Genomic DNA, 26,592 nt, shown 5'->3' with positions numbered 1-26,592 from the left:
GGCGCGGGCGGCGGCGCCGGCGGCATCGCGGTATACCGGTTGCCCGGCGCGGTGGCCGCCTCCAGCATCGCCTCCAGGTGCTCGGCCGGTACGCCCCAGCCGAACAGCGCGCCCTGGCCGAACCGGCACCCGGCGGCCACCACCGCGGCCAGCTCGGTCGGGTTGGTGACGCCCTCGGCGATCACCTCCAGCCCGAGCTGGTGACCCAGGCGCATGACGATGTCGACCATCGGGGCGAACGCCGGGCCGTCCCGCCCGACCGGCCGGACCGGCTCGTGCTCGGCGACCAGACTGTGGTCGATCTTCAGGATGTCGATCGGCAGCCGCCGCAGCTGGCCGAGCGACGAGTAGCCGGCGCCGAAGTCGTCCAGCGCGATCCGCACCCCGGTCAGCCGCAGCGCGGTGAGCCGCCGGATCAGCTCGTCCAGGTCGGTGGCGACCGCGTGCTCGGTCACCTCCAGCACCAGCCGCTGCGGCGGCACGTGGTGCGCGCGCAGCGCGTCGGCGACCTGGACCACGTACTCCGGGGCGTGCAGCTCGCGCGGCGACACGTTCACCGACACCCAGACGTCGTGCCCGTCGGCCAGCCAGCGGGAGAGCTGGAAGCAGGCCTGGTGCAGCACCCACGCGCCGAGCTTGGCGATCATCCCGCACTCCTCGGCGAGCGGGATGAACTCGTCCGGCCGGACGTTGCCCAGCTCCGGGTGCCGCCAGCGCAGCAGCGCCTCCGCGCCGACCGGCCGCACCGACGGCAGCGAGGCCACCGGCTGGAAGACCAGCCGCAGCTCGTCGCGCTCGATCGCGCCGCGCAGCTCGTGCTCCATCCGGGTGCGCCGGCTCAGCAACTGGTCGTACGTGGCGTCGTAGCGCTCGATCCGGTTCTTGCCCCGCTGCTTGGCGTAGCGCAGCGCCAGGTCGGCGTTGCGCAGCAGCAACTCGACGTCCTGCTCCCGCTGCCCGGCGGCCACCCCGATGCTCACCGACAGGAAGACCGGCCCGTCCCCCTGCTCGTACGGGCGGCCGAGCACCCCGAGCAGGCGGTCGGCGACCGGGCCGGGGTCGGCCGCACCGTGCATCAGCACCGCGAACTCGTCACCGCCGAGCCGGGCGGCCAGGTCGCCCGGGCGCAGGTTGCCCCGCAGCCGCCGCCCCACCTCGACCAGCACCGCGTCGCCGACGTCGTGCCCGCGCATGTCGTTGACGTTCTTGAAGCCGTCGAGGTCGAGCCCGAGCAGCACGCACGGCACGCCCGCCTCGGCGCTGCGGTGCAGGGCACGCAGCAGTCCGCGCCGGTTCGCCAGCCCGGTCAGCGGGTCGGTGTGCGCCAGCTCGCGGAAGTGCGCCTCGCGCTCGGCGAGCCGGATCGCGTAGCCGCGGACGTCGTTCAGGGCCAGATATTGCCGGGTCACCAGCGCGAACCCCTCGACCGTGCCGGCCACGATCGCGTACCCGTCGAACCCGCCGCCCTGCACCAGGTGGTACATCGCGGAGGCCGCCATGGCGAACATCGGCACGAAGGCGTACTCGCCGTCGCGGCGGATGAAGTCGACGTCGAGCTGCGTCAGGTCGGCGCGGCGCCCGGCCACGGCCGTGGCCATCAGCCCGGCGGCGGTCAGCACCGCGCCGGTGAGCACCATGCCCGGGCCGGCCTGGCAGAGCCCGGCGGACACGGCCAGCCCGCCGGCCGTCACCGCTGTCGCGCCGGCCGCGAGCAGCGTGAGCCACCCGCGCGGCGGCGCGACCCGCAGCACGACGATCACGGTGAGCCCGGTGGTGAGCGCCGCGCTGACGGTGGCCAGCACGATCGGCAGGCAGGCGACCGGGGTGGCGTCGCCGAGCAGCCGGGTCGGCTCGCTGATCGCCACCCAGCCGACGAACCAGAGCGCGCTGCCCATGATCAGGCCGTCGAGCAGCAGCCGGGCGGTGGCCGCCCGGGACGCGGCGGCGCCGGGCAGCCGCAGTACGGCGGCACCGAGACCGAGCGCGGCGAGCGTCGTGCCGACGGCGACCAGGATCGCCCATCCGGTCCGCTGGCCCTGCCGGTGCGCCCAGTGGTCACCGGCGGCCAGCAGACCGCCGAGGCCGACCAGGAGGCTGAACAGGGCGGCCCCGGCGGCGACCGCGAGCAGCAGGTGAGCCGGTCGGCGGGGGCCGGTGCGGCGCCGCACCGAGGCGGCGAGCAGCACGGCGGCGCCGGCCGCGGCGATCCCGCTCAACACCGCGACGGTGACCATCCCCGGGGACGACTGCACGCGTCAACTCTGCCGGATGAGCGCCTCCCGTGGGGCACCGGGTGTGCAACTGTTGGGACACAGGGTGCGCGCGGCGGGGTCGCCGCGCGGATGGTGTCAGACTGGTTGTCATGCCTGAGCTGCGGTCGAGGACCTCCACCCACGGTCGGACGATGGCCGGCGCCCGGGCCCTCTGGCGGGCCACCGGGATGACCGACGACGACTTCGGCAAGCCGATCGTCGCCATCGCGAACAGTTTCACCCAGTTCGTACCCGGTCACGTCCACCTCAAGGACCTCGGCGGCCTGGTCGCCGACGCGGTGGCCGAGGCCGGCGGCGTCGGCCGGGAGTTCAACACGATCGCCGTGGACGACGGCATCGCCATGGGCCACGGCGGCATGCTCTACTCGCTGCCCAGCCGGGAGCTGATCGCCGACGCGGTGGAGTACATGGTCAACGCGCACTGCGCGGACGCCCTGGTCTGCATCTCCAACTGCGACAAGATCACGCCGGGGATGCTGCTCGCCGCGCTGCGGCTCAACATCCCCACCGTCTTCGTCTCCGGCGGCCCGATGGAGGCCGGCAAGACGGTGGCGATCGAGGGCGTGGTGCACTCCAAGATCGACCTGATCGACGCGATGATCGCCTCCTCGAACGAGGCGGTCACCGACGACCAGCTCGGCGAGATCGAGCGCTCCGCGTGCCCGACCTGCGGCTCCTGCTCCGGCATGTTCACCGCCAACTCGATGAACTGCCTCACCGAGGCCATCGGCCTGGCGCTGCCCGGCAACGGATCCACGCTCGCCACCCACGCCGCGCGGCGGTCGCTGTTCGTCGAGGCCGGGCGCACCGTCGTCGAGATCGCCAAGCAGTGGTACGAGAACGACGACGCCTCGGTGCTGCCGCGCTCGATCGCCGGCCGGGAGGCGTTCGAGAACGCGATCGCCCTCGACGTGGCGATGGGCGGCTCCACGAACACCGTGCTGCACCTGCTCGCCGCCGCCCGCGAGGCGGAACTGGACTTCGGCGTCGCCGACATCGACGCGATCTCCCGCCGCGTGCCGTGCCTGGCCAAGGTCGCGCCGAACTCCCCGAACTACCACATGGAGGACGTGCACCGGGCCGGCGGCATCCCGGCCATCCTCGGTGAGCTGGACCGCGCCGGGCTGCTGCACCGCGACGTGCGGTCGGTGCACTCCCCCAGCCTCGACAAGTGGCTGGCCGACTGGGACGTGCGCGGCGGCGCGGCCCGGCCGGAGGCGATCGAGCTGTTCCACGCCGCCCCGGGCGGCGTGCGCACCACCGAGCCGTTCTCCACCACCAACCGCTGGTCGTCGCTGGACACCGACGCGGCCGGCGGCTGCATCAGGGACCGGGAGCACGCGTACAGCGCGGACGGCGGCCTGGCCATCCTGCACGGCAACCTCGCGCCGGCCGGCTGCGTGGTGAAGACCGCCGGTGTGCCCGAGGAGTGCCTGACGTTCCGCGGCCCGGCCAAGGTCTACGAGTCGCAGGACGACGCGGTGACCGCGATCCTCGCCAAGGAGATCGTCGCCGGGGACGTGGTGGTGATCCGGTACGAGGGCCCGAAGGGCGGCCCCGGCATGCAGGAGATGCTCTACCCCACCTCGTTCCTCAAGGGCCGTGGGCTGGGCCGTTCCTGCGCGCTGCTGACCGACGGCCGGTTCTCCGGCGGCACCTCCGGCCTGTCCATCGGGCACGTCTCCCCGGAGGCGGCGTCCGGCGGCCTGATCGCGCTGGTCCGCGACGGCGACGAGATCGTCATCGACATCCCGGGCCGGTCGATCGAGCTGAACGTGCCCGCCGACGAGCTGGAGGCACGCCGGGTGGCCGAGGAGAAGCGGGACCGCCCGTACACGCCGGTCGACCGGCAGCGCCCGGTGTCGGCGGCGCTGCGCGCGTACGCGTCGATGGCGACCTCGGCCAGCGACGGCGCCTACCGCCGCGTCCCGGAGTGAGCAACGCGGGGCTCTGCGGCAGGGCCCCGCGCGACGCCCGCCGCCGGTAGGGTCCGGCGGCGTGGAGACGACGGTGAGCTACGCGCGACTGGTCCGGCCCGCGATCGACCGGGTGTACGTGGGCGCCCGCTGGGGAGCCCGCGCCCGGATGGAGGCCTTCTACGCCGAGCGGGGCTGCACACTCGGCGCGGAGAACAGCTTCTTCTCCGGTGTGCTGGCCCGGCCGATGCCCGCCGAGGCGCTGGCCGACGGCCTGATCTACACGTCCGGCAGCATGGACGAGGAACTGGAGCAGGGCATCGTCGTCCGGGACGCCGACGGCGCCTGGCACCTCACCGACCTGGGCCGCGAGCTGACGCTGTTCGCCCAGCGGGCCAGCGGTGAGGCAGCCGAGGAACTGTGGTCGACGCTGCCCGGCGTGCTGCCCGGCCTGAGCATCGTGCCCCGCCTCGCCGACCTGGTCGGCCGGGTGCTGACGCACGCGCATGCCACCGGCGGGCCGGTGTTCCGGGCGATGTCCCCGCCGTACGAGCCGGAGGGCGCCTCCCCGGCGCTGCTGCTCGTCACCCGGCTGGGCTCGCTGCGCCACCACCGCGCCGACGCGCACCGGGCCGCGTGGCGGGCCGCCGGGCTGACCGCCGACGAGATCCGGACGCTGCCGGACGGGCCGGAGCGCGCGGCGATCGAGGCGGACACCGACCGCCGCGACGAGCCGGCGTACGCGGTCCTCACCGAGGCCGAGCGGTGGGAACTGCTGGCCGGCCTCGCCGCCCTGCCCAACTAGGCGTCCACCGGGCGTACGTCGTCGTGGCGGTCCACGGTGTGGCCGGCGCGGGTTACGCGCAGCGTCACCGCCCGGCCGGCGTGCGCGGCAGCCAGCCGGACCAGCGCGGGCACCGGGTCGGTGAGCGGCTCGCGGGCCGCCGAGGCGGGCACCGGCAGCGGCTCGTGCGCGTCGGTCGGGACCAGCTCGCTCAGGTCGTCGGCCAGGTGGGTGAGGCAGTCGTCGAGCGCCGCCGCGAGGCTTGGCCGGTCGGGCAGCTCGTCCGGGTGCACCGGGGCGTCGCGCAGCCGGAGCACCACCGACCACCACCGACCGTCCGGCCAAAACGGATGACCGCCGCACCCGGCGGCGGTCGTTCAGTAGTACTCGCGGATGTAGCCGAGCGCGCGCTCGTACACGTCGTTGTCACGGATTTTGAACTTGATGTAGAGCGTCTTGCGCAGGGACTGCTGGACCTCGCGGTCGCCGTCGCGGGTGTCCTGCCAGCCGGCGAAGCGCACCGCCCGCACGACCTCGTCCACCTCCTCGACGACCTTCTCCACGATGATCGGCGTTCCGTTGCCCTTGAGCGACTGGAACAGTTCGGTGAGCGCCGCCTTGCCCTGGTCCTCACGGGGGATCTGCGCGGCGGCTTTCTCCGCGGCAACGGTGTCCCGGGCGAGGGCGAATAGTTCCTTGAGGAACTCCAGGCTGGCCTGCTGGGCGTGGGCGTACTTCTCCCGCAGCGCCGCGAGCCGCTTGCCGAGTTCGACGAAGGCCGGGTTGCCCTTATGCTTGGCGATGCGGGCGGTGATCCACTTCTCGACCTCGACCGGGTCGATGTCCGGCCGCCGGCCGGACATGAGGTCCTCGATCACCTGGGCGTCGAGCACGATTGTGTCGAGGTCGGTGCGGGGCACCTCGACGGTGACGTGTTCGTTGATGAGTTCCAACGTCTTGGCGCCGAGGGTGTGCCAGACCAGCCGGCCGGCGATGTCCGAGGGCCGCACCGACTCGTACACGTCGGTGAGCCACCGGTAGTCGGCCGCGTAGGGCGAGACGATCGGGTCCGGGCTGAGGGTTTCCCAGAGCTGGGCGACGAGGCTGTAGGCCGCGCCGAAGGCGTCGCGGGCCTCGTCGCTGCTGATCGCGGTCTGCGCGGCGATGAGCCCCTCGTAGCCGCCCACGGTCCGGTCGACGCCGGGGAAGAAGGCCAACGCCGCCTCGATGGCCGGGCGGAGCTGATTCTTCAGCACGGCGATGTTGCTGATCACCTGCTGGACGCTCTTCTCGTCGAAGGCGAACGCCTTGGCGACGTTGTCGAAGATGCCCAGGTAGTCGACGATCAGGCCGTGCGTCTTGCTCGGCGGATAGACGCGGTTGGTGCGGGTGATCGCCTGGAGCAGGTTGTGTTCCTTGAGCGGCTTGTCGACGTACTGCGCGTAGAGGATGGGCGCGTCGAAGCCGACGAGCAGCTTCGCCGTCACAATGATGATTTTCAGGGGATCGGCCGGGTCGTTGAACCGGGCGGTGATGCGCTCCAACTCGTCCCGGTCAGGCGTGTATTCCTTCCAGTCCTCGGGGTCGCGAGCGGTGCGGCTCATGACGACCGTGGAGGCGTCAGGGCCGAGGATGTCGTCGAGTTCCGCCTTGTAGGCGACGCAGGTTTCCTTGTCATAGACGACCACCTGCGCCTTGAACCCCTGCGGCTCGACCTTGGCCCGGAAGTGTTCGGCGATGTCCTCGGCGATCCTGCGGACCCGCCCGGGAGACTTGATCAGCGACTCCAGCGAGGCGGCCCGCCTGGACAGCGTGGACTTGTCGGCCTCGGTGAGCCGGTGCTGCTCGGCCAGCTCCGCGAAGGCGGCGTCGATCGCGGCCTCGTCGAGGTGGATCTCCGACAGGCGCGGCTCGAAGTGCAACGGCAGCGTCGCCCCGTCCCGGATCGAATCCTGGAACGAATACCGTGACAGGTAGCCGCCTTCATCCTTTGTGGACCCGAACCACATGAACGTGTTGCGGTCGCGGCGGTTGATCGGTGTGCCCGTCAGGCCGAAAAGAAACGCGTTCGGCAGGGCCTCGCGCATCTTGCGACCGTAGTCGCCCTCCTGGGAACGGTGGGCCTCGTCGACCATGACGATGATGTTGTCGCGGGCGTCCAGCACGCCCGGCGCCTCACCGAACTTGTGAACCGTGGTGATGATGACCTTCCGCGCACCGGTGCTGAGCAGATCCTGAAGCTCCCGGCGGCTGTTGGTCGAGACGAGGTTCGGCACGTCCGAGGCGTTGAACGTGCCGGTGATCTGGGTGTCCAGGTCGATCCGGTCCACCACGATGATCACGGTGGGGTTGGTCAGGCCCGCCGAGGCGCGCAGCTTCTGCGCGGTGAACACCATGAGCAGTGACTTGCCCGAACCCTGGAAGTGCCAGATCAGGCCCTGCTTGATCCGCCCGTGCAGCACCCGCTCGACGATCAGGTTCGTCGCCTGGAACTGTTGGAATCGCGCGATGATCTTTATCTTGCGGTGCTTCTTGTCGGTGGCGAACACCGTGAAGAAGCGCAGGAAGTCCAGCACCGCCGCCGGTGACAGCACACCCTCGGCCGCCTCGTGCACCACCGCCAGACCGGACCGCGCCGGGGCGTCGTCGTCCGACTCCTCACGCCACGGCCCCCACAGGCCGACCGGCATGCCGACCGAGCCGTACCGGAAATCCTTGCCCTCGGTGGCGAAGCTGAACACGTTCGGCACGAAGAACGCCGGTACGTTGACCTCGTAGTCCTCGTTGATCTGCGCCGCCGCGTCGATCCAGGAGTACGCCGGCCGGACCGGCGACTTCGCCTCACCCACCACCAGCGGGAAGCCGTTGCACCAGAGCACCAGGTCGAAGCGGCGCTCGACCCGTCCGACCTGGTAGGTCACCTCCGTCGAGACGATCCACTGGTTGGTGCTCGGCTCCGGGTTGTCGAAGTCGATCAGACGAACGGTGACGTGCTCACCGACGGGGCCGAACGGCATCGACTTCTGGCCGGTCAGCCAGGCGGCGAACTGCTCGTTGGCGATGACCGGGTTTGGGGTCCGCCGCGCAGCCAGGATGACCGCCTGAAGCTGGTAGATGACCTCGTCGGCGCGCCGGGGGTCGGCTTCGATGGCAGGATTTAGCCGGATGAGGGCCTCTTTGAGCGGCCCCTCAAGCAGGACCTCGTCCTCCCGTCGAGGCAACTGCTTGCCGGCAATGAACTGGGTGTCACGCGAAGCAACAAGGTCACGGACGAAGTCCCGAACCGCATTCGCCTCATTAAATTTCAACTAAGTCCCCCGAAGACCTCACGTCTAAGCGTCGCGCTCAGTTCGCTAATAGCTGAAACCCGACTAGCTGCCGCACGCCGCGATTGACGAAGGGCGTCGATCCGGCTAACGATGGCGCGCTGGATTTCGATTGCAGGTATTGGAATCCGCACCATCTTGAGCTTGGTCGCACTGATATTCGCTTGCTGCACTCCCTTTGAGAGATGCACACGGATACGCCTCTGCCCGAGCCTTGAGTTAATGAAATAATTCAGATACTCGGAATCTAGAATACCGAACCGAGGCCTAAGTCTCACCAAGTACGAGGCAAAGACGAAATCCCCCTCAAGGTCAAACAAGCCCGACCGACCAACATGCTCGACGCTATTCGTGCGATTGAACAACACGTCGCCTGGCAACAATCGGTAAGCCTCGAGGTCTTCGGCGGAGATCTCGCAGTATTTGAGGTCCTGGCCAACCACAGCGCCCGCAAGCAAGTTTGTCATTCGAAGCAGTGGATATGGACCTTCTTCGTCAGCAGGTATCGAAAGGCCATACTGGCACACCTCAAGGACGTCAGCTAGAGGTCGTTCGGAGGCGCCTGATCGAGCGAGCGACGTGTCGGTTAAATCCTTGACCGCGTCATCTAATGCCACCACCACACGCTTTGCTGCCTGCCGATCCCGCTCAACGGCCCAGAAGAGGTCAGCGATTCGCCGTTGTTCGTCGACAGGCGGCAAATCGAACTCGTATCGCGCAACATCAGACCAGTTGAGATACGGGTTGACCGAACCTTTCGATTCTTGAATTGCGAAGGCATGAAACAGCTCGGTTGTCATCACGAAAGGCAAGAATTCTTGCAGCATTCGGTCACGGTCTTTAGTCTCGAGCACGTACGTGGTGTTAGCAGTCACACCGTCAAATTCTGCAACCGCAACCTTTCGCAGATAAGCCCTACGAGAACCATAGAGGACTTGACCAGGACGGAAGCGGCGATGGAAGGCGGGACCGAGGTAGCCGTCTCCCACTTGACCCCAGCGGTGAACCTTGAGATCGTCCGATTCCATATGTTCGCCGGCAACGTAGCGGTCGATCTTGCCAGAATTAGGATCCACTCTTTCTCTAGATGCCACCGCAGTGTCACCTAGCGCCACACGCTTCCATGCACTTCGGTCAAGGTCAGGAATCACGACTCACCTCCCGGCGCAGAAGTTCAAGAACATGTTCAATCGCAGCATCGGCTCCGACAGCCGCAACTCTCCACGCGTCGATCGCTTCAGCCCCGTTCATCCCTTGGGCGCGACTAGTCACAGAGGCCCTGGTAACGTATAGGGGAATCGCAAGACTGTACTGCTTTTCAGCAATCTGATCATGGCTGGCAGTGGCGGCGAATCCGTCAATACCGATGAACGCTTCATAGGCACGGCAAATTTTTCCCTGATGCTGCTCACGCAAGAACGATTGCGCCTGCTCGCGAGCAACCTCGTTGAGCGCGTCAATAAAGAGAACTTTACCGCACCGCTCGGCCGGCTTTTGGCTTCGGAGTGTTATTACGACGGCTTCCATCGGAGAATTGTAAAAAAGACCTGCTCCGAGCCCTATGACAGCCTCAAGCAGATCGGATCTGATCAGCTTCTCGCGAAGACCAGCCTCCTCGCGGCGGAAGAGGACCCCGTGAGGAAATAGAATCGCGGCCCTTCCGGTCTGCGGATCGAGGCTGGCGGCGATGTGTTGGAAGAACGCGTAGTCAGCGCGCCCCTGCGGCGGCACCCCCCACATGTTGCGGCCGTACGGGTCGTTGGTGAAGGCGGTCCGGTTCCATGCCTTGATGGAGTACGGCGGGTTGGCGAGCACCACATCGAACGTACGCAGCCGGTTACCGTCGAGGAAGGCGGGCTTGGTGAGCGTGTCGCCGTACGCGATCTCACCGTCGACGATGCCGTGCAGGAACAGGTTCATCCGGGCGATGGCCGACGTCCCGTAGTTCAGTTCCTGCCCGTACAGCCGCAGGTTGCGCCACTCCTTGCCCTGCCGGCGCAGCTCGGCGGCGGTGGAGATGAGCATCCCCCCGGTGCCGCAGGTCGGGTCGTAGACCGACTCCCCCGGCTCGGGCTTGAGCATCATCGTCATCAGGTGGACGAGCGTGCGGTTGGTGTAGAACTCCTGGGCGGTGTGGCCGGAGTCGTCGGCGAACTTCTTGATCAGATATTCGTACCCCTGACCTAGTTCGTCCTCCGGCAGGTTCGCCACCGACAGTGTCTTGGTGGAGAAGTGCTCGATGAGTTCCTTGACGGTCCGGTCGGGCAGCAGGCTCTTGTTGCCCCACTCGCCGTCGCCGAACACGCCGGTCAGCGTGTCCGGGTTGGCCGCCTCGATCGCCCGCATGGCGGCCAGGACCGCCGCGCCGACGTCGGTGCCGGCCGCGCGGATGTCCTTCCAGTGGGCGCCGTCGGGGATGGCGAACCGGTGGTTCTCCGGCAGGTCGGCCAGTTCCTCTTCGCCGTAGGTGGCCAACGCGGCGGCACGCTCCTCGTCGTAGACGTCGGAGAGCCGCTTGAGGAAGACCAGCGGGAAGATGTACTGCTTGTAGTCCCCGGCGTCGATGAGGCCGCGCAGCACGACTGCCGCGCCCCACAGGTAGGACTCCAGCTCGCGCTGGGTGATGCGGGTGCTCATGCCGTCACCTCTTTCGGCCCGAGGCCCCACTTGGTCAGTTCGGCCTCCAGCGCGGCGCGCGTCTCGCGGGCGGCGGCGTGGGCCGCTTCGAGGTCGGCCAGGGCCTGCTCCAGCGTGCGTTGTTCGCCGTCGTCGACGGGCGCGACGTACAGCGGGATGTTGAGGTTGAATCCGTTGGCCTTGATGTCGTTGAGCGTGGCGACCGCCGCCAGGCCCGGTGCGTCGGTGAATTCCTGGACGGTCCGCAGCAACGTGTCGGCGTGCTCGGGTTCGAGCGTGTTCTGGTTACGGCCACGCCGGAACAGCGTCTCGCCGTTGACGAACAACACCCGGCCCGCGCGCTCCTCGGCCTTACGCCGCCGCAGGATCAGCACGGACGCGGCCAGGCCGGTGCCGTAGAAGAGATTCGGCGCGAGGCCGATCACGGCTTCGACCAGGTCGGCCTTCAGCACGAACTCGCGGATGTGCCCCTCGGCGCCCTGGCGGAACAGCGCACCCTGCGGGAGGACGACGGCCACCCGGCCGGTGCCGGGCGCCGCGGATTCGATCATGTGCTGGACCCATGCCCAGTCGGCGTACCCCTTGGGTGGCACGCCCCCGAGCCGGTTGCGGCCCCACGGGTCGGTGCCCCACGCCACGTCACCCCAGTTCTTGAGCGAGAACGGCGGGTTGGCGATGACGCAGTCGAACCGGGTGAGGCGACCGCCGTCGAAGAAGGCCGGCGCGCGCAGCGTGTCCTCGTGCTCGATCTTGAAGTCCTGCACGCCGTGCAGAAGCAGGTTCATCTTGGCGAGGCCGGAGGTGGCGAGCACCTTCTCCTGGCCGAAGAGCTTGCCCCGGAGGGTCTGCGGTCGGCCGCCCTGGCGCTTCACGTGCTCGATGACCTCGATGAGCATGCCGCCCGTGCCGCAGGCCGGGTCGTAGACCGTCTCGCCCTCCTGCGGGTCGAGGATGTCAACGAGCAGCCGCACCACCGGACGCGGGGTGTAGTACTCGCCGGCCTTCTTGTTCGACTGGTCCGCGAACCGCTTTATGAGATATTCGTACGCCTGCCCGAACACGTCCGGTGCAACGACGGCGTTACTCAGCGTCCGGGTGGAGAAGTGCTCGATGAGATCGCGCAGCTTGGCGTCGGGCAGCTTGTCCTTGTTGGTCCAGGCCGCACTGCCGAAGATGCCGTACAGCACGTCCGGGTTGACCTTCTCTATCGCCCGGAACGCGGTCACCAGGGCCTGACCGATGTTCTCGGTACGGGCGCGCACGTCCTCCCAGAGGCTGCCGGCAGGAATGCCGAAGCGATGGTTCTCCGGGAACGACGCATACGCGTGGTCGCCGTCCGACTCCGCCAGCGCCCGCTCGTACTCCTCGGTGTAGACGTCGCTGATCCGCTTGAAGAACATCAGCGGGAAGATGTACGCCTTGAAGTCCGCCTGGTCGATGCTGCCGCGTAGCAGGTCGGCGGCGCGGGCCAGATATTGCTCCAGCTCCGAGAGGCTGAGCGGGATGGCGAGCGTGTCACGGGGTGTCGCGGAAGCCCGCGCATAACGCTCGGTCATGTCGCGGTCCGGTCATGGGTCATGCTTGGTGCTGTCTCCTCGTGCGCGGGCGGTCACGAATCCGTGCCGGTCCACCGTAGTCGCATGTGCGACTGGCAAGGATTCCCGGCACCGGGATGTTCCCGGCGTGCCATCCGACGCGTTGCTCACCCGATCGTGCGAGAGATCGGCCCGCAGTCAGCTACCGGACAGAAGCGCCGCAGGGCCCGAACCGATGACGTGGACCTCTCCGTCCGGCCAACTCCCGGCGGGGCGGCAGCTTCAGGCCGTTCCGCGTGGTTTACTCGCATGGAACGGCCGCAAGGCCCGGAAATCAGAGGGCACAGCAATGCTGTTGAGTTTCCGCTTCGCCAACCACCGATCGTTTCGGGACGAGCAGCACCTCAACCTGACGCCGGCCTATCGCAGCGCCGAACACGACCAGGCGGTCCGGGTGGTCGGCATCTTCGGCGCGAACGCCTCCGGCAAGTCCAACTGCCTGCATGCCCTGGGGTTCATGCGCCGCTTCGTGATCTTCTCCGACCGGGAGGTCGAGCCGGGCCTCGGTGTGGCCCGCGAGCCGTATCGAATGACGGCCGACTCGCTTGAGGCACCGTCCCACTACGTCGTCGACCTCGAACTGAATGGCATTCGGCACACCTACGGCTACACCGTGGACAACGACGGCGTCCTGGACGAGTGGCTATACCACTATCCGCTCAGGCGGAAGCGGCGGGTCTTCGAGCGCAACGGCGACTCCTTCGCCTGGGGCGATGAGTCAGGCCAGCGCGCCCTGCTGGAACGGATCGCCGAAGTCACCGCTCCCACTGCTCTGTTCCTCAGCACCATCGCCCGCTTCGACCACCGGCAGGCCGCACCGGACAGGGTCGAGCCCGAGCCGCTCCGCGATGTCTACCGCTGGTTCCAGCGAATGAGGAACCGGAGCCAGCCTCAACTGAGTGGTGGGTACCGATCGGGGTGGCCCGACAGCGATGCCGGCAGGCGGGCCTTGGTCGAGCTGCTGAGGGCAGCGGATGTCGGAATCGTCGACGTGGTAGAGGTGACCAGCACGGTGACCGACGAGCAGCCCTTGCTGTTCCGCCTCGAGGATCCGAGCATCGGACGGGGGATGCGCAGAAACGCCCGTAACCGGGTGGGCCAGGAGCGGAAGCGGCTGAAGTTCGCCCATCAGGGGCCGGCTGGCGAGGTGCAGTTCGAGCTGGCCGAGGAGTCGACCGGTACGCAACAGCTACTTGGCCTCGCGATCGAAGCAGCCGAGATCCTCGGCGAGGGCGGCACCATGTGCGTCGACGAGATCGACGCCAGCCTGCATCCGCTGCTCACGGCGCGGCTCATCGCTCTCTTCCGGTCCACCACCTCGAACCCTCGGGGTAGCCAGCTCATCTTCACCAGTCACGATGCGGCTCTCCTCGGCACCATCGACACCGAGGAAATCCTCCATCGGGACGAGATCTGGTTCACCGAGAAGGACGCCGATGGCGCATCCACGCTGTATCCGCTGACCGACTTCAAGCCCCGCAAGGAAGGCGAGAACCGGCAGCGCCGCTACCTGAACGGCAACTACGGCGCGGTGCCGGACCTTTCGGCATATCTGTTCGAGCAGGCTCTGGCGGCACGAGGACCGGTGGATGACGAAGCGGCGGACTGACCAGCAGCGCAAGAGCGCCACGAACCGCGAAACCGACCTTCGCCGTCGGCTCCCCACCCGGGAGCAGCGACGAACCGTCCTCGTCGTCACCAACGGTGAGTCGACCGAGCGCGCATATCTCGACGGGCTCCGGCGGGAGCGGTGGCTTGCACACCGTCTCGTCGTGGCCGTGGAAAAGGGGTCACCGGTCGACGCGGTGCGAGGCGCCGCTCGCCGCCGCGACGACAACGACTTCGACGAGGCGTACGTCGTCTGTGACGTCGACCATTACGCGCCGGCGGAGTCGGAGCGGGAAGCCCGGCGGCACGAGGTCACCCTGCTGTGGTCGAATCCCTGCTTCGAGGTCTGGCTGATTCTGCACCGCGACGCGTGCACCCGGCACCTGGATAACGCGGAGAAGGCCAAGGAACTGCTACGCCGATACGTACGTAACTGGGACAAGACCCGGCTCGACTTCGACGACTTCCGCGACGGGCTCGACTCCGCCATCGAACGGGCGCGAACGCTGAGTGAACCCCCCGACGCGAACCCCTCCACGGCGGTCTGGCGGTTGGTGCTGGCGCTTCGCTGACCTGGCGGGAGAACAAGACTCCGCTGGCGGGCTTGCCCCTCACAGGCGAGTAGGAGCGGGGCTTGCGGCGAGGGCGATGCCCCGGGCGTACCTGATGGCGGCCGGGGTGTCCGCGAACACCAGGCCCTCGCGGCGCAGCTCGTCGGCGACGCCGAGCGTGCTGAGCACCTGGTCGTGGCCCGGGGTGATGCCGGAGAGCAGCACCGTGATCCCCCGGGCGCGCAACCGGGCGATGGCGTCGCCGAGCACCTGCGCGCCCGTCGCGTCGACGGTGGAGACGCGGGACATCCGCAGGATCACCACCCGCACGTCGGCCACCTCGGCCAGTTCCAGCAGGAAGGTGTGCGCGGCGGCGAAGAACAGCGGCCCGTCCAGCCGGTACGCGACGATGTGCTCGGCGAGCAGCGCGTGCTCCTCGGCGCTGTGCTCGCCGGTGTCCAGCGGCACCTGTTCCAGCTTGGCGCTGCGGGCCACCGCGCGCAGCGCCAGGACCGCCGCGACGGCGAGCCCGACGACCACCGCCGTCACCAGGTCCCAGATGACAGTGACGGCGAACGTCAGCACCAACACCACCGCGTCGGCGCGGGTGGCCCGCATCAGCGCGAGCAGGGAGGCCGCCTCCACCATCCGTACCGTGGTGGCGAGCAGCACCCCGGCCAGGGCGGCCAGCGGGATGCGGCCGACCAGCGGGGCCGCGGCGAGCACGATCGCGGCGAGGGCCACCGCGTGGGTGAGCGCGGCGAGCTTCGAGGACGCCCCGGCGCGGACATTCACCGCGGTACGGGCGATGGCGGCGGTCGCCGGGATGCCGCCGAAGACCGGGGAGGCGAGGTTGGCCAGGCCCTGGCCGAACAGTTCCCGGTCCGGGTCGTGCCGCTCGCCTATTGTCATGCCGTCGGCCACCGTGGCGGAGAGCAGGCTCTCCAGGGCGGCGAGCGCGGCCACGGCCAGGGCGCTCGGCAGCAGTACGCCCAGCGCGCCGAGGTCCACGAAGTCCAGCGACGGCGCGGGCAGCCCCTGCGGCAGCTCGCCGATCCGGGCCAGGTCGATCGGGGTCAGCTCGGCGAGCAGCGTCGCAGCGGCCACTCCGACCAGGGAGAACGGCACGGCGGGCCGCCACCGGCCGCCGAGCAGCATCAGCGCCGCCACGCCGAGCGCCACAGCGATCGCGGCGGGCCGGGGCTGCGCGGCGAACCGGGCGACCGCGTCGGCTGCGACCGCCCACACCTTCTCGCCGTGCGCGCCGGTGACGCCGAGCGCGGCCGGTACCTGTTGCAGCGCGATGACCACGGCGATGCCGGCGGTGAAGCCCTCGATCACCGGGGACGGCAGGTAGCGGACGTACCGGCCGAGGCGGGCCACTGCGAGCGCGATCAGGATCAGCCCGGCCAGCGCGCCGACCATCAGCACGCCACCGGCGCCGAACTGCTGCACCACCGGCACCAGCACCACAGTCATGGCCCCGGTGGGACCGGAGACCTGGAGGTTGGAGCCGCCGAAGACCGCCGCGACGGCTCCGGCGACGACGGCGGTGACCAGGCCGGCCTGCGCGCCGAGCCCGGAGGTGACGCCGAAGGCGAGCGCCAGGGGCAGCGCCACCACGGCGACGGTGAGCCCGGCGAGCAGATCGCGCCGGGGTGAGCGGCGCGCTGCCGCCCAGTCGGCCCGGCCGGGCAGCAGCCCGCGGAACAGCCGGCCCGCCTGCCGGACGACGTCACCGGCCAGGAGGCGGCCGGACGCCGCCGCGCTCACCGGTCCGTCCCGGAGGCCCGCAGCTCGTCCAGCAGTGCGTCCCGGTCGGTGAGGACCGCACCGAGGATGCGTCGTCCGGCGGCGAGCAGGTCGGCCACGTCGGGGGTGCTGAGGGCGTACATGACCAGCGGACCGTCCCGGTACGAGGTGACCATGCCGGCGCGGCGCAGCACGGCGAGCTGCTGGGAGAGGTTCGACGCCTCCACGTCGATGGCGGCCAGCAGGTCGCGTACCGGCTTCGGCCCGTCCTGGAGCAGTTCGAGCACCCGGATGCGCACCGGGTGCCCGAGGGTGCGGAACAGCTCCGCCTTGGCCTGGTACAGCGGCACCGACATGACTCACCCCTCCGACGACTCTGAAGACTTTAGCACTTGCAGAAATCTTCAAATCGACGGAGATGGGGTGTGACCCCTCAGACGAGGTCGTTGACGCAGCGCAGCACCGGGCGGCGGGTGAGCGCGTCGGCGTCGAGCGGGCCCGGCGCGTGCACGGTGAACGTCGCGCTCTCCCCCGGCAGCAGCGTCACCAGGGCCCGGTCCACCTGCGCGGCCGGATCGAGGCGATCCGGGAACAGCGTCAGGTCGCGCAGCACGGTCCGGGCGGTCACCCTGACCCGCCGGCCGCCGTCGACCGGCTCGGCGGTCGCGTCCCACTGCGCCGCCGGCCACCGCACGTCGCGGTCCTCGGCGAAGAACCACAGCGCGCGCTCCGCGGCGTCCCCGGCGTCCGCGACGAGCAGTTCCGCGCGGCCGTCGTCCGGCCGCGCCAGCTCCGCCGGGAGTTCCACCACGACCGAGGAGTACGCGGGGACGTCGAGGTCGACCGAGGTCTTCGCCCTCGGCTCCCCGGTGAGGGCCAGCCGGGTGACGGTGGCCGGCCCGCTCCACGCATGGGCGGTCTCGTTCACCGCCACCAGCGCCAGCCCGCCGTCGCGCGGCTGCACGGTGAGCAGCCGGTCGGCGTAGGCGCGGCGCAGCGCGTGCCAGAGGGGTTTGCGGCGGCCGTCGCCGTCGATCGCCGACCACGACGTGACCGGCCAGCAGTCGTTCAGCTGCCACACGACGGTGCCGGTGCAGACCGGCCGGTGCGAGCGGAAGTGCTCGACGCCGAGCTGGATGGCGCGGGCCTGGTTGAGCTGGGTGAGGTAGTGCCAGTCGTCGAAGTCGGCGGGTGGCGGCAGGTGGGCGTCGAGCCCGCGCCGGAGCTTGCCGTCCCCGTCCGCGGCCTTCTGGTGGTGCGCCATGCCCGGCGAGTCGTGCGCGAGCGGGTCGTCGGACAGGGCCCGGCGCAGCGTCGCGTACGCGGGCGGCGCCTGGTAGCCGAACTCGGCCACGAACCGGGGCACGTAGTCCCGGTAGCGCGTGTAGTCGTCGGTGTTCCACACGTCCCAGATGTGCGTGGTGCCGTGCGCCGGGTCGTTGGGATGCACGTCCTCGCTGCCGGACCAGGGGCTCCCCGGCCAGTACGGGACCGTCGGGTCCAGCTCCCCGACGATCCCCGGCAGCAGGTCCAGGTAGTAGCCGCGCCCCCAGGTACGCCCGGCCAGGGGCTCCTGCCAGTCCCAGTCGTGCCAGCCCCAGATGTTCTCGTTGTTGCCGGTCCAGAGCACCAGCGACGGGTGCCCGGCGAGGCGGGTCACCTGCTCGCGCGCCTCCGCCTCGACCTCGGTGCGGAACGGTTCCTCCTCCGGGTACGCCGCACAGGCGAACAGGAAGTCCTGCTGCACCAGCAACCCGATCTCGTCGGCAAGGTCGTAGAAGTCGTCCGACTCGTACCGGCCGCCGCCCCAGACGCGCAGCAGGTTGACGTTCGCGCCGGCCGCCTGGCCGAACCGCTCGGCGAGGCGCTCCCGGGTGACCCGGTTTCCGAACGCGTCGTCGGGGATCCAGTTGACGCCCTTGACGAACACCGGCACGTCGTTGACGTGCAGCGTGAACGGGGTGCCGTGCGCGTCGGGTGTGGTGTCGAGCCGGACCGAACGGAACCCGATCCGCCGGGCGGCGGCGTCCAGCTCCCGGCCGTCGGCGCCGTGCAGGGTGACGTCGAGGTCGTAGCGCGGCTGGTCGCCGTACCCGATCGGCCACCACAGCGCGGGGTCCGCGACGGTGAGCGTCACGACGGCGGTCCGCTCCCCCGCCGGTACGACGACCTCGCCGCTGACGCCGGCGACGGCGGCGCGGACGGTCAGCGGCTCGTCGCCGGCCCGCTCGACCTGCACGTGCAGCTCGACCCGGCCGACTCCGTCGGCCACCGTCACGAGCGGCCGGACCGACGCGAACCGGGCGGTGGACCAGGCGTGCAGGCCGATGTCGCGCCAGATTCCGGCGGTGACGAGCGTCGGTCCCCAGTCCCAGCCGAAGTTGCAGGCGGTCTTGCGGATGAAGTGGAACGGCTCCGGGTACGCGTTGGGCCGGTCACCGAGCCGGTCCCGGTGCGCCTCGGCATACCGGTACGGGGAGGCGAAGCGTACGGCCAGGGTGTTGCCGTCCGGGCGCAGCAGCGCGCGGACGTCGAAGCGGTACGAGCGGTGCTGGTTCTCGGTGCGGCCGACCTCGACGCCGTTGAGCGTCACGGTGGCGACGGTGTCGAGCCCGGCGCAGACCAGGTCGACCCGGTCGCCGTCACCGGGTCGCCCGGTGAACGTGGTCTCGTAGACCCAGTCGGTGCGGCCGATCCAGGTGAGGCGGTTCTCGTTGTCGTCCAGGTACGGGTCGGGGATGAGGCCCGCCGCCAGCAGGTCGGTGTGCACGCAACCCGGGACCGTGGCCGGCACGGCCGTCCCGGCGATCTCCGGCGGCACCGCCGTACCGGGCTCGGCCCGCAGCGTCCATCCCTCGTGCAGCAGCGTTCGACGGCTCACGACTTCACCGCGCCTTCCATGATTCCGCGGACGATCTGACGCCCACCGATGAACAGCATGACCAGCAGGGGGACGGTGGCGATGAACGCACCAGCGAGCACCCGCCGGTAGATCACGTAGTTGCCGCTTGCGAGGTCGGAGACCGCCACCATCGACGTCGGGTAGTCGGTGCCGCTGAGCGTGATCAGCGGCCACTGGAAGTCGTTCCAGGTCGCCACGAACGTGAGCAGGCCGAGCACCGCCAGGGCCGGGCGGATCGCGGGCAGCACGATCGTCGCGTACACCCGCATGGTCGTGGCGCCGTCGACCCGGGCCGACTCGATCAGCTCGTCCGGGACGGTGTTCACGATGAACTGCCGCATGTAGAACACGCCGAACGCGGTGACCAGGCCGGGCGCGATGACGGCGAGCAGCGTGCCGTTCCAGCCGAGCTTGCCCATCACGATGTAGAGCGCGACGATGCCGAGCTGGTTGGGCACGGTCAGGGTGAGCACCACGAACAGCATCAGCGCGCGGCTGCCTTTGAAGCGCAGCTTGGCGAACGCGAAGCCGGCCAGCGAGCAGAAGAACAGCACCGAGGCGGTCACGACGGCGGAGACGATGACGCTGTTGACCAGTGACGCGGCGAAGTAGACGTCCTGGAGGGAGAAGACCTCGTCGACGTTCGTGAGGAAGCGGTCGCCGGGGACCACAGCGGGTGGCAGCTTCGCCAGCGCCTCGTCGTCGCTGGTGGCGATGACGAACATCCAGTAGAGCGGGAACGCGGCGAACAGCATGCTCACCGCGAGCAGCAGGTAGGTCCAGAGCCCGGCCGGGGTGTCCTGCGGCGCCCGGGCCACCACACGTCGCGTCGTCACCGGCGGCCTCCGGAGAGTCGGTTGGTCAGCAGGTAGTTGACGCCGGCCACGATCAGGATGATCAGGAACAGCGCCCACGACATCGCGGCCGCGTACCCGAGGTTGAGGTCCTTCCAGCCGACCTTGTAGATGAGCTGGGCGATGGTCTGCCACTCGCCGTCCGGCCCGCCGGTCGCCGCCTGCGCGTTCGGGTCGAACAACATCGGCTCGGTGAACAGCTGCAACCCGCCGATGGTGGACAGGATGACTGTGAACAGGACCACCGGCTGGATCATCGGCACGGTGATCCGCCAGAGCTGCTTCCACGGGCCGGCGCCGTCGATCGCCGCGGCCTCGTAGACGTCGCGCGGAATGGACTGCATGGCGGCCAGGTAGAGCAGCGCGTTGTAGCCGATCCACTTCCAGTTGACCATGGTGGCGATGGCGATCCAGGCGTGCAGCTTGTCCGCCCGCCAGTCGATCGGGTCCTCCGGGCCGCCGATGCCGAGCAGGCCGAGCGCCCAGTTCGCCATGCCGAAGTCGCGGGAGAAGAAGACGCTGAACACCATCGTCGAGGCCACGATCGGTGTCACGTACGGCAGCAGCACGCCCACCCGCCACCACGTCTGCGCCCGCAGCCTGCGGTTGAGCAGCGACGCGACGAGCAGCGCGAGCAGCAGTTGCGGCACGGTGGAGAGCAGGAAGATGCCGAACGTGTTGGCCAGGGCGTTCCAGAAGTCGTCGTCGGCGACCAGGCGGCTGAAGTTCTCGGTGCCCGCCCAGTACGGCAGCGTCGGGTCGTCGAGGCGGTAGTTGCGCAGCGACACGACCGCGTTGAACAGCAGCGGGAACAGCCCGAACACGAGGAAGAGCAGGAAGAACGGCGCGATCATCAGGTACGGCATGTAGCGCATGTCGAAGCGGTACAGCCGGTCGCGCCAGCTCATCCGCCGGTCGCCGGCGCCGGTACGGCCGGGCTTGCGCGCGGGTGGACGGCCTGGTGGCGCGGGCGCGGCACGGGTGCTGGACATCTGTTCACTCCAGGGCCGGGAGATCGGACGGTGACGGGGCGGACCGGGCCGCCCCGTCACCTGTGACGCGTCAGGACTTGGCGGCCTTCTCGGCCTCCTTGACCGCCTCGTTCCAGGCGGCGTCGGACTTGAGCGACTTGTTCTCCACCCGCCGGATGACGTTCTCGACCGCCACCCGGGTCGGGCCGTTCTTGCGGCCCAGGTACTGCGGGGTGAGGCCCTGCGCCATCTTCGGGAAGATCTGGCCGACCGGGGCGTCGTTGAAGAACGGGTTCTTGAAGTCGGCGATCGCCGGGTCGCTGTAGAGCGCCGGCTGCGACGGCAGATTGCCGACCTTCTTGAAGATCTCGATCTGCTGCTCCGGCGCGACCAGCCAGGTCAGCAGCTTGTACGCCTCGTCGACGTTCTTGCCCTGCTTGGGCAGCGTCAGGAAGGAGCCACCCCAGTTGCCGCCGCCACCCGGTACCGCGGCGATGTCCCACTTGCCCTCGGTGCCCGGTGCGGTGTCCTTGATGTGGCCGAGCATCCACGCCGGGCAGGCGAGCACCGCGAACGCGCCGCTGGTGAAGCCCTTGTCCCAGTCGGCCTGGAAGCTGACCAGGTTGGCCGACAGCCCGGCGCCGACCGCCTTGACCGTGTAGTCGAACGCGACCTTCGGGCCCTGCTCCATCCGGAGCTGGTCCTGCTCGTCGTAGAACCCGACCGGCTGCTGGCCCAGGATCGGATTGAACAGGTTGGTGCCGGCGTCGATGAACTTCTTCTTCGTCTTGGCGGTGTACTGCTGGCCGACCTCGATGAACCTGTCCCAGGTGGGCCAGAGCGCTGACACCTGGTCGCGTTCGGTGGGCAGGCCGGCGGCCTTGAACAGGTCGGTGCGGTAGCACATGGCCAGGCCGCCGACGTCGGTGCCGAGGCCGATCTGCGTCTTGCCGTCCGCCGACAGCGACTGCTTCCACTTCCAGGGCAGGTACTTGCTCTCGTACGAGCCGGCGCCCTTGTCGAGCAGGTTGACGAACTTGTCGGACTGGCTGCGGAACTGGACCATGAAGCCCTCGTCGATCGCCGCGATGTCGGGCGCGCCGTTGCCGGCGACGAGCTTCTTCTGCAGGTCCTCGTGCTGGGCGTTGTACTCGCCCGAGTTGAGCTGGATCTTGACGTTCGGGTGCTCGGCCTCGTACTTGGCCTTCAGATCCTGGAGCCCGAAGTCGCCCCAGAAGTTGATTTTCAGCGTGACCTGACCACCGGCCGAGTCCGAGCCGCCGGTGGTGCTCCTGCCGCTGCAGGCGGCGATCATGACCAGGCTGACGGCACCGACGGCGGCCACCCGCGCCAGGTGCGTCCAGGACCGTCTCATCTCATCCTCCGCGCCGAATGGGAACGCTCCCGAATATCGAGAGACGTTGACTGAACCGGATAAGTGACGCCACCGTACGGTCCTCATTCATGACTGTCAACGGTCGGTTACCGAGGTGCCGGTTCGGTAACCTCGCCGCCGCTCACGACCACGCTCCGGGCGGTCGTCGGCGGGCTCGCGCTCTAAGCTGAACCGCACAAGCGACTGCCACCGGATGCGGTCCACCGGCGCCGCCGGCGGCACCCGGGCCCGGCACCGCGTGCAGTAGCGTCACCAGACGCCGGTGATCCGGCGACCGGAAGCGCCCGCGAGGGCCGGACACAGTGGAGGAACGCTTCGGTGAAGCGGCCGACCATCGCCGACGTCGCCCGGCGCGCCGGGGTCTCCAAGGGCGCGGTGTCGTACGCCCTGAACGGCCAGCCCGGTGTCTCCGAGGCGACCCGGCAGCGGATCCTCGCCATCGCCGCCGAGATCGGGTTCCGCCCGAGCAGCGCCGCCCGCGCGTTGTCCGGCGCCACCGCCAAGGCGGTCGGGCTGGCGCTGTGCCGCCCCGCCCGGATACTCGGCATCGAGCCGTTCTTCATGGAGCTGATCAGCGGCGTCGAGGCCGAACTGTCGGCCCGCTCGTACGCGCTCACGCTCCAGGTCGTCAGCGACCAGGAGGCCGAGATCGCCGTCTACCGGCGGTGGTGGGCCGAACGCCGGGTGGACGGCGTGCTCGTCTGCGACCTGCGCACCGAAGACCGGCGCGTGCCGGCGCTGGAGGAACTGCAACTGCCGGCGGTGGTGATCGGCGGGCCCGGGCACACCGGGGGCCTGGCGAGCGTCTGGGCCGACGACGCGGCGGCCCTCGTCGAAACCGTGGAGTATCTGGTCGCGCTCGGCCACCGGCGCATCGCCCGGGTCGGCGGGCTGCAGTCGCTGCTGCACACCGAGATCCGCACCGAGGCGTTCACCGGCGTGTGCCGGCGGCTCGGGCTGGACGAGGCGACCACCGTCTGGTCCGACTACACCGGCGAAGAGGGCGCGCGGGCCACCCGGCGGCTGCTCAGCTCCGCCGGCCGCCCCACCGCGGTGATCTACGACAACGACGTGATGGCGATCGCCGGGCTCTCGGTGGCCCAGGAGATGGGCCTCACCGTGCCGGGCGACCTGTCCATCGTGGCCTGGGACGACTCGCCGCTCTGCCGGCTGGTGCACCCGCCGCTCACCGCGCTGGGCCGGGACATCCCGGCGTACGGCGCGCACGCCGCCCGTCAGCTCCTGGCCGTGATCGCGGGCGAGCCGGCCGCCGTCGTGCAGGACGAGACCGCGCATCTGACGCCGCGCGGCAGCACCGCCCCACCGCGTACGACGAACCGCTGAACCGGTTCAGCTCACCGCGCGGTGGACGGGTACTCCTCGAACCACGCCTCGACCCGTTCGGCGGTCGCCGGCCGGGCCAGCGCGAAGCCCTGGCCGTACCGGCAGCCGGCCCGCCGCGCACCCGCCACCTGGACCTCCGACTCCAGTTCCTCGACCACCAGCTCCACGCCGAGCCGGTCGGCCAGGTTCGCCACCACGTCGATCAGCGGACGCTGCCCGTCCCCGCCCGGGCCGACCAGGTGCGGGCCCACCTTGAGCAGGTCGATCGGCAGCCGGCGGAGCTGCGCGAGCGAGGCGTGCTCGGCCCGGAAGTCGTCCAGCGCGATCCGCACGCCGATCGACCGCAGACCGGCCAGCCGGGCCACCACTGTGGACGGCTCCGCGCCCACCACCGGCTCGGCCACCTCCACCACCAGCCGTTCCGGCACCACGTCGTACGCGGCCAGCGCGGTAGCGGTACGCGCCACGAAGTCCGGTGCGGCCAGCTCGCGCGGCGTCACGTTCACCGCCATCCACAGATCGCGGCCGCCCTCCGACCACGCGGCGAGCTGGCGGCAGGCCCGGTCCAGCACCCACCGCCCGATCTCGCCGGTCAGGTCGAGGTCGGCCGCCACCGGCAGCAGCTCGGCCGGCAGCACGGTGCCCAGCGCCGGGCTGCGCCAGCGCAGCAACGCCTCGGTGCCCACGGGCATCCGGTCGGCGAGCGCCACCACCGGCTGGTAGACCAGGTCCAGCTCACCGCGCGCCACCGCGCCGGGCAGCTCCCGCTCCAGATCCAGGCGGCGGACCAGCTGCTCCTCCAGGTAGGCGTCGTACCACTCGACCCGGTCCCGGCCGAGCTGCACCGCCCGGCGGCGGGCCAGGTCCGCCTGGCGCAGCACGTCCTCCGGATCGCCGCCGCTGGTCTCGGCCAGCCCGACGCTCACCCTCAACCGGGCGAGACCTCCGGGCCGGGGGTACGGCTCGGCCAGCGCCGCGAGCAGCCGCAGACCGAGCGCGTACGCGAGCACCGGCCCGCGGTCGGTGAGCACCGCGTACTCGGTGTCGCCGAGCCGGGCGACCAGATCCTGCGTCTCGGCGCCCGCTCGCAACCGGCGTGCGGCCTCGGTCAGCATCGGTCCCTCCGGCACCGCGCCACCCGTACCGTGCAGGTCGACGACGAGCAGCGCGCCGCCACTGCGTTCCGCCATCGCCCGGACCAGTTCGGCGCGCGTCAGCGGCACGGGCTCGGCCGCCCGGGCGTCCGGTCCGAGCCGGCGCCGCAACCACGCCTCGCGAGCCGCGAGCCGTTGCACGCGGCGCCGCTGGTCGGCGGCGGCGAGCAGCTCACCCGCCATGATCGGCGGAACGACGGCCAGACCCAGGGCCATCGCGGCGGTGCTGAACTCCCCCGCCGTCATCAGGTGGATCCCGGCGGCCAGCGCGGCGATCCCGGCCGGCGCGGTGAGGCGCGGCCACGCGGCAGGCGCCACGTCCCGGCCCGGTCGTTCACCCCCGGAGGTACGCCGGGCGCCGGCGGCGGTGAGCAGCGCCCCCGCCACCAGCGGCGCCGCGACGAGCGGCAGCGCCCGGTCCGGCGCACCGTAGGCCAGCAGCACCACCAGTAGCGTCAGCCCGCCGAGCGTCAGCGCGGAACCGGCGTGGCAGCGCGCGGCACCGGGCCGGCGCCGGCGTTCGGCGACGGCGGCCACCGCGAGCACGGCGAGCACCACCGCGCCGCCCGCCGCCACCATTGCGGCGACGGCCGGGACCGGGCCGCCCGGCAGCAGCGTCCAGCCCGCGAAGACCAGGCTCACGCCGAGCGCGAGCACGTCGACGGTACGGCGCACCAACTCCGGGCCGGACAGCCGGGATCGGCCGGGCAGGCGCAGCAGCGCCGTCACGTGCAGTGCCCCGGCGAGGCACAGCCCGGCCAGCGCGATCGGCAGCCGGTGCGCGGCGTCGCTCAGCGGCAGCACCGCGACGGTGAGCCCGGCGACCAGGACGGCACCGTCCAGGATGGCGGCGACCCGGCGGGACAGGGCCGCCCGGCGAGCCCGCCGCCCGGTCCTCGGGCCGAGCGCCGTCGCGCCGTGCGGCACAGCGAGGCCCCGAGCCTCGTCTGCCGGCGCGGGCCGGCCTGTCGGCGCGCGGTGGCCGGTCGGCGCGGGACGGTCGGTCGATTCGGAATGGCCGGTCGGTGCCGGATGGTCGGGCGGTGCGGGACGGTCGGGCGGTGTGGCGGCTCCGGCCAGCCAGGCGAGCCGGACGCAGGCGAGGGCGAAGCCTCCCGCGACGGCGAGCGCGGCGGCAGCGGGGCCGGGCAGGGCACCGGCGACGCCGGCGAGGAGGAAGGCCGTGCCGGTGAGCGACACGGCGACATCGGGCAGGACCGATCGCCGACGGGGAACGGCGGGAGGGGGGACGGGCACGGCGGGAGGGGGGACGGGCACGGCGGTCGCCTTCGTGAGGGGGCACGGGGGCGGTGCGGTTGCGGTACGCGGTACGACGTGCGGGGTCGGGGCGGTACGGGAACGCATCGGCGGGGACCGCTGCGGCCACGCCTAGAAACGATCCCGGAAGCGCCCGGTGACGTCACCCAGCCAGTGACATCCGTCACATCAATGGACGTCGCCCGCGACGGGCCCCGTTCAAGATCAACACCGCTGAGGTCCGCACGTCTCCCGACACGAGATCTTGGAAG

General features: G+C 70.3%; 18 protein-coding genes. 5 read left to right on the top strand and 13 right to left on the bottom strand.

All coding sequences use genetic code 11. The annotated features are described in order from the left end of the window. On the bottom strand, positions 1 to 2,234 hold a 2,234-nt coding region (locus tag AC2CHG_RS11235), incomplete at its 3' end, for a putative bifunctional diguanylate cyclase/phosphodiesterase (protein WP_484524685.1). Between the two features lie 128 nt (positions 2,235 to 2,362). Here AC2CHG_RS11235 and ilvD point away from each other — a divergent pair. Continuing rightward, positions 2,363 to 4,210 carry a dihydroxy-acid dehydratase gene (gene ilvD / locus AC2CHG_RS11230; RefSeq protein WP_262014723.1) on the top strand — a complete coding sequence of 616 codons (1,848 nt, stop codon included), beginning with the start codon at positions 2,363 to 2,365 and terminating at the stop codon, positions 4,208 to 4,210. A 61-nt stretch (positions 4,211 to 4,271) separates the two neighbouring features. After that, complete coding sequence (locus tag AC2CHG_RS11225) at positions 4,272 to 4,994, top strand: hypothetical protein (protein ID WP_281600558.1); 723 nt, start codon at positions 4,272 to 4,274, stop codon at positions 4,992 to 4,994. On the opposite strand, the gene AC2CHG_RS11220 is transcribed toward AC2CHG_RS11225, so the two are convergent. Genes AC2CHG_RS11220 through AC2CHG_RS11200 form a run of 5 tightly spaced genes read right to left on the bottom strand, consistent with a single transcriptional unit; the run spans position 4,991 to position 12,492 of the window. After that, entirely contained in the window at positions 4,991 to 5,290 is a 300-nt protein-coding gene (locus AC2CHG_RS11220; protein ID WP_484524684.1) for a hypothetical protein, read from the bottom strand. The two genes, AC2CHG_RS11225 and AC2CHG_RS11220, sit on opposite strands and share 4 nt — an antisense overlap. Before the next feature lie 60 nt (positions 5,291 to 5,350). Further along, positions 5,351 to 8,281: a type I restriction endonuclease subunit R gene (locus AC2CHG_RS11215; RefSeq protein ID WP_281600556.1), complete on the bottom strand. Its 2,931-nt coding sequence runs from the start codon at positions 8,279 to 8,281 to the stop codon at positions 5,351 to 5,353. Continuing rightward, on the bottom strand, positions 8,278 to 9,450 hold the full coding sequence (locus AC2CHG_RS11210) for a restriction endonuclease subunit S (RefSeq protein ID WP_484524683.1): 1,173 nt from the start codon (positions 9,448 to 9,450) through the stop codon (positions 8,278 to 8,280). Before AC2CHG_RS11210 ends, AC2CHG_RS11215 begins: the two co-directional genes overlap by 4 nt. After that, positions 9,440 to 10,936: a type I restriction-modification system subunit M gene (locus AC2CHG_RS11205; protein WP_281600554.1), complete on the bottom strand. Its 1,497-nt coding sequence runs from the start codon at positions 10,934 to 10,936 to the stop codon at positions 9,440 to 9,442. Before AC2CHG_RS11205 ends, AC2CHG_RS11210 begins: the two co-directional genes overlap by 11 nt. Beyond that, a complete protein-coding gene (locus AC2CHG_RS11200; protein ID WP_281600553.1) occupies positions 10,933 to 12,492 on the bottom strand; it encodes a type I restriction-modification system subunit M in 1,560 nt (519 codons plus the stop codon). The genes AC2CHG_RS11205 and AC2CHG_RS11200 overlap by 4 nt, the downstream gene beginning before the upstream one ends. A 328-nt stretch (positions 12,493 to 12,820) precedes the next feature. On the opposite strand from AC2CHG_RS11200, the gene AC2CHG_RS11195 reads away from it, so the two are divergent. Together AC2CHG_RS11195 and AC2CHG_RS11190 are read left to right on the top strand one after the other, a co-directional pair. After that, the gene (locus AC2CHG_RS11195) at positions 12,821 to 14,140 is read left to right on the top strand and encodes an AAA family ATPase (RefSeq protein ID WP_281600552.1); all 1,320 of its coding nucleotides are present in this window, start codon (positions 12,821 to 12,823) and stop codon (positions 14,138 to 14,140) included. After that, positions 14,121 to 14,711, top strand: coding sequence for an RloB family protein (locus tag AC2CHG_RS11190; protein WP_281600551.1), 591 nt, complete (start codon positions 14,121 to 14,123; stop codon positions 14,709 to 14,711). Before AC2CHG_RS11195 ends, AC2CHG_RS11190 begins: the two co-directional genes overlap by 20 nt. 39 nt (positions 14,712 to 14,750) lie before the next feature. On the opposite strand, the gene AC2CHG_RS11185 is transcribed toward AC2CHG_RS11190, so the two are convergent. The 6 genes from AC2CHG_RS11185 to AC2CHG_RS11160 all read right to left on the bottom strand — a co-directional run bounded on the left by AC2CHG_RS11185 (position 14,751) and on the right by AC2CHG_RS11160 (position 22,544). Further along, complete coding sequence (locus AC2CHG_RS11185; protein WP_484524682.1) at positions 14,751 to 16,463, bottom strand: SulP family inorganic anion transporter; 1,713 nt, start codon at positions 16,461 to 16,463, stop codon at positions 14,751 to 14,753. Beyond that, complete coding sequence (locus tag AC2CHG_RS11180; RefSeq protein WP_013284484.1) at positions 16,460 to 16,798, bottom strand: ArsR/SmtB family transcription factor; 339 nt, start codon at positions 16,796 to 16,798, stop codon at positions 16,460 to 16,462. The genes AC2CHG_RS11185 and AC2CHG_RS11180 overlap by 4 nt, the downstream gene beginning before the upstream one ends. A 77-nt stretch (positions 16,799 to 16,875) precedes the next feature. Continuing rightward, the gene (locus tag AC2CHG_RS11175) at positions 16,876 to 19,323 is read right to left on the bottom strand and encodes a glycoside hydrolase family 2 protein (protein ID WP_484524681.1); all 2,448 of its coding nucleotides are present in this window, start codon (positions 19,321 to 19,323) and stop codon (positions 16,876 to 16,878) included. Then, positions 19,320 to 20,180, bottom strand: a complete 861-nt coding sequence (locus tag AC2CHG_RS11170) for a carbohydrate ABC transporter permease (RefSeq protein ID WP_262014719.1) — start codon at positions 20,178 to 20,180, stop codon at positions 19,320 to 19,322. The genes AC2CHG_RS11175 and AC2CHG_RS11170 overlap by 4 nt, the downstream gene beginning before the upstream one ends. Beyond that, complete coding sequence (locus tag AC2CHG_RS11165; RefSeq protein ID WP_484524680.1) at positions 20,177 to 21,190, bottom strand: carbohydrate ABC transporter permease; 1,014 nt, start codon at positions 21,188 to 21,190, stop codon at positions 20,177 to 20,179. The genes AC2CHG_RS11170 and AC2CHG_RS11165 overlap by 4 nt, the downstream gene beginning before the upstream one ends. Positions 21,191 to 21,260: 70 nt before the next feature. Continuing rightward, positions 21,261 to 22,544 carry an ABC transporter substrate-binding protein gene (locus tag AC2CHG_RS11160; protein WP_262014717.1) on the bottom strand — a complete coding sequence of 428 codons (1,284 nt, stop codon included), beginning with the start codon at positions 22,542 to 22,544 and terminating at the stop codon, positions 21,261 to 21,263. A gap of 339 nt (positions 22,545 to 22,883) precedes the next feature. On the opposite strand from AC2CHG_RS11160, the gene AC2CHG_RS11155 reads away from it, so the two are divergent. Further along, positions 22,884 to 23,909 (top strand): LacI family DNA-binding transcriptional regulator, encoded by a 1,026-nt coding sequence (locus AC2CHG_RS11155; protein WP_484524679.1) that lies wholly within the window; start codon positions 22,884 to 22,886, stop codon positions 23,907 to 23,909. Positions 23,910 to 23,920: 11 nt separating this feature from the next. Here the strand turns inward: AC2CHG_RS11155 and AC2CHG_RS11150 are convergent, their stop codons facing one another. Continuing rightward, entirely contained in the window at positions 23,921 to 26,263 is a 2,343-nt protein-coding gene (locus AC2CHG_RS11150) for an EAL domain-containing protein (RefSeq protein ID WP_484524678.1), read from the bottom strand. Positions 26,264 to 26,592 lie beyond the last annotated feature (329 nt).

The sequence above is a fragment of the Micromonospora sp. ATLC20 genome (genome assembly GCF_057196585.1).
The sequence above is the reverse complement of the archived record's forward strand: the minus strand, read 5'-3'. Positions and strand labels throughout refer to the sequence as shown.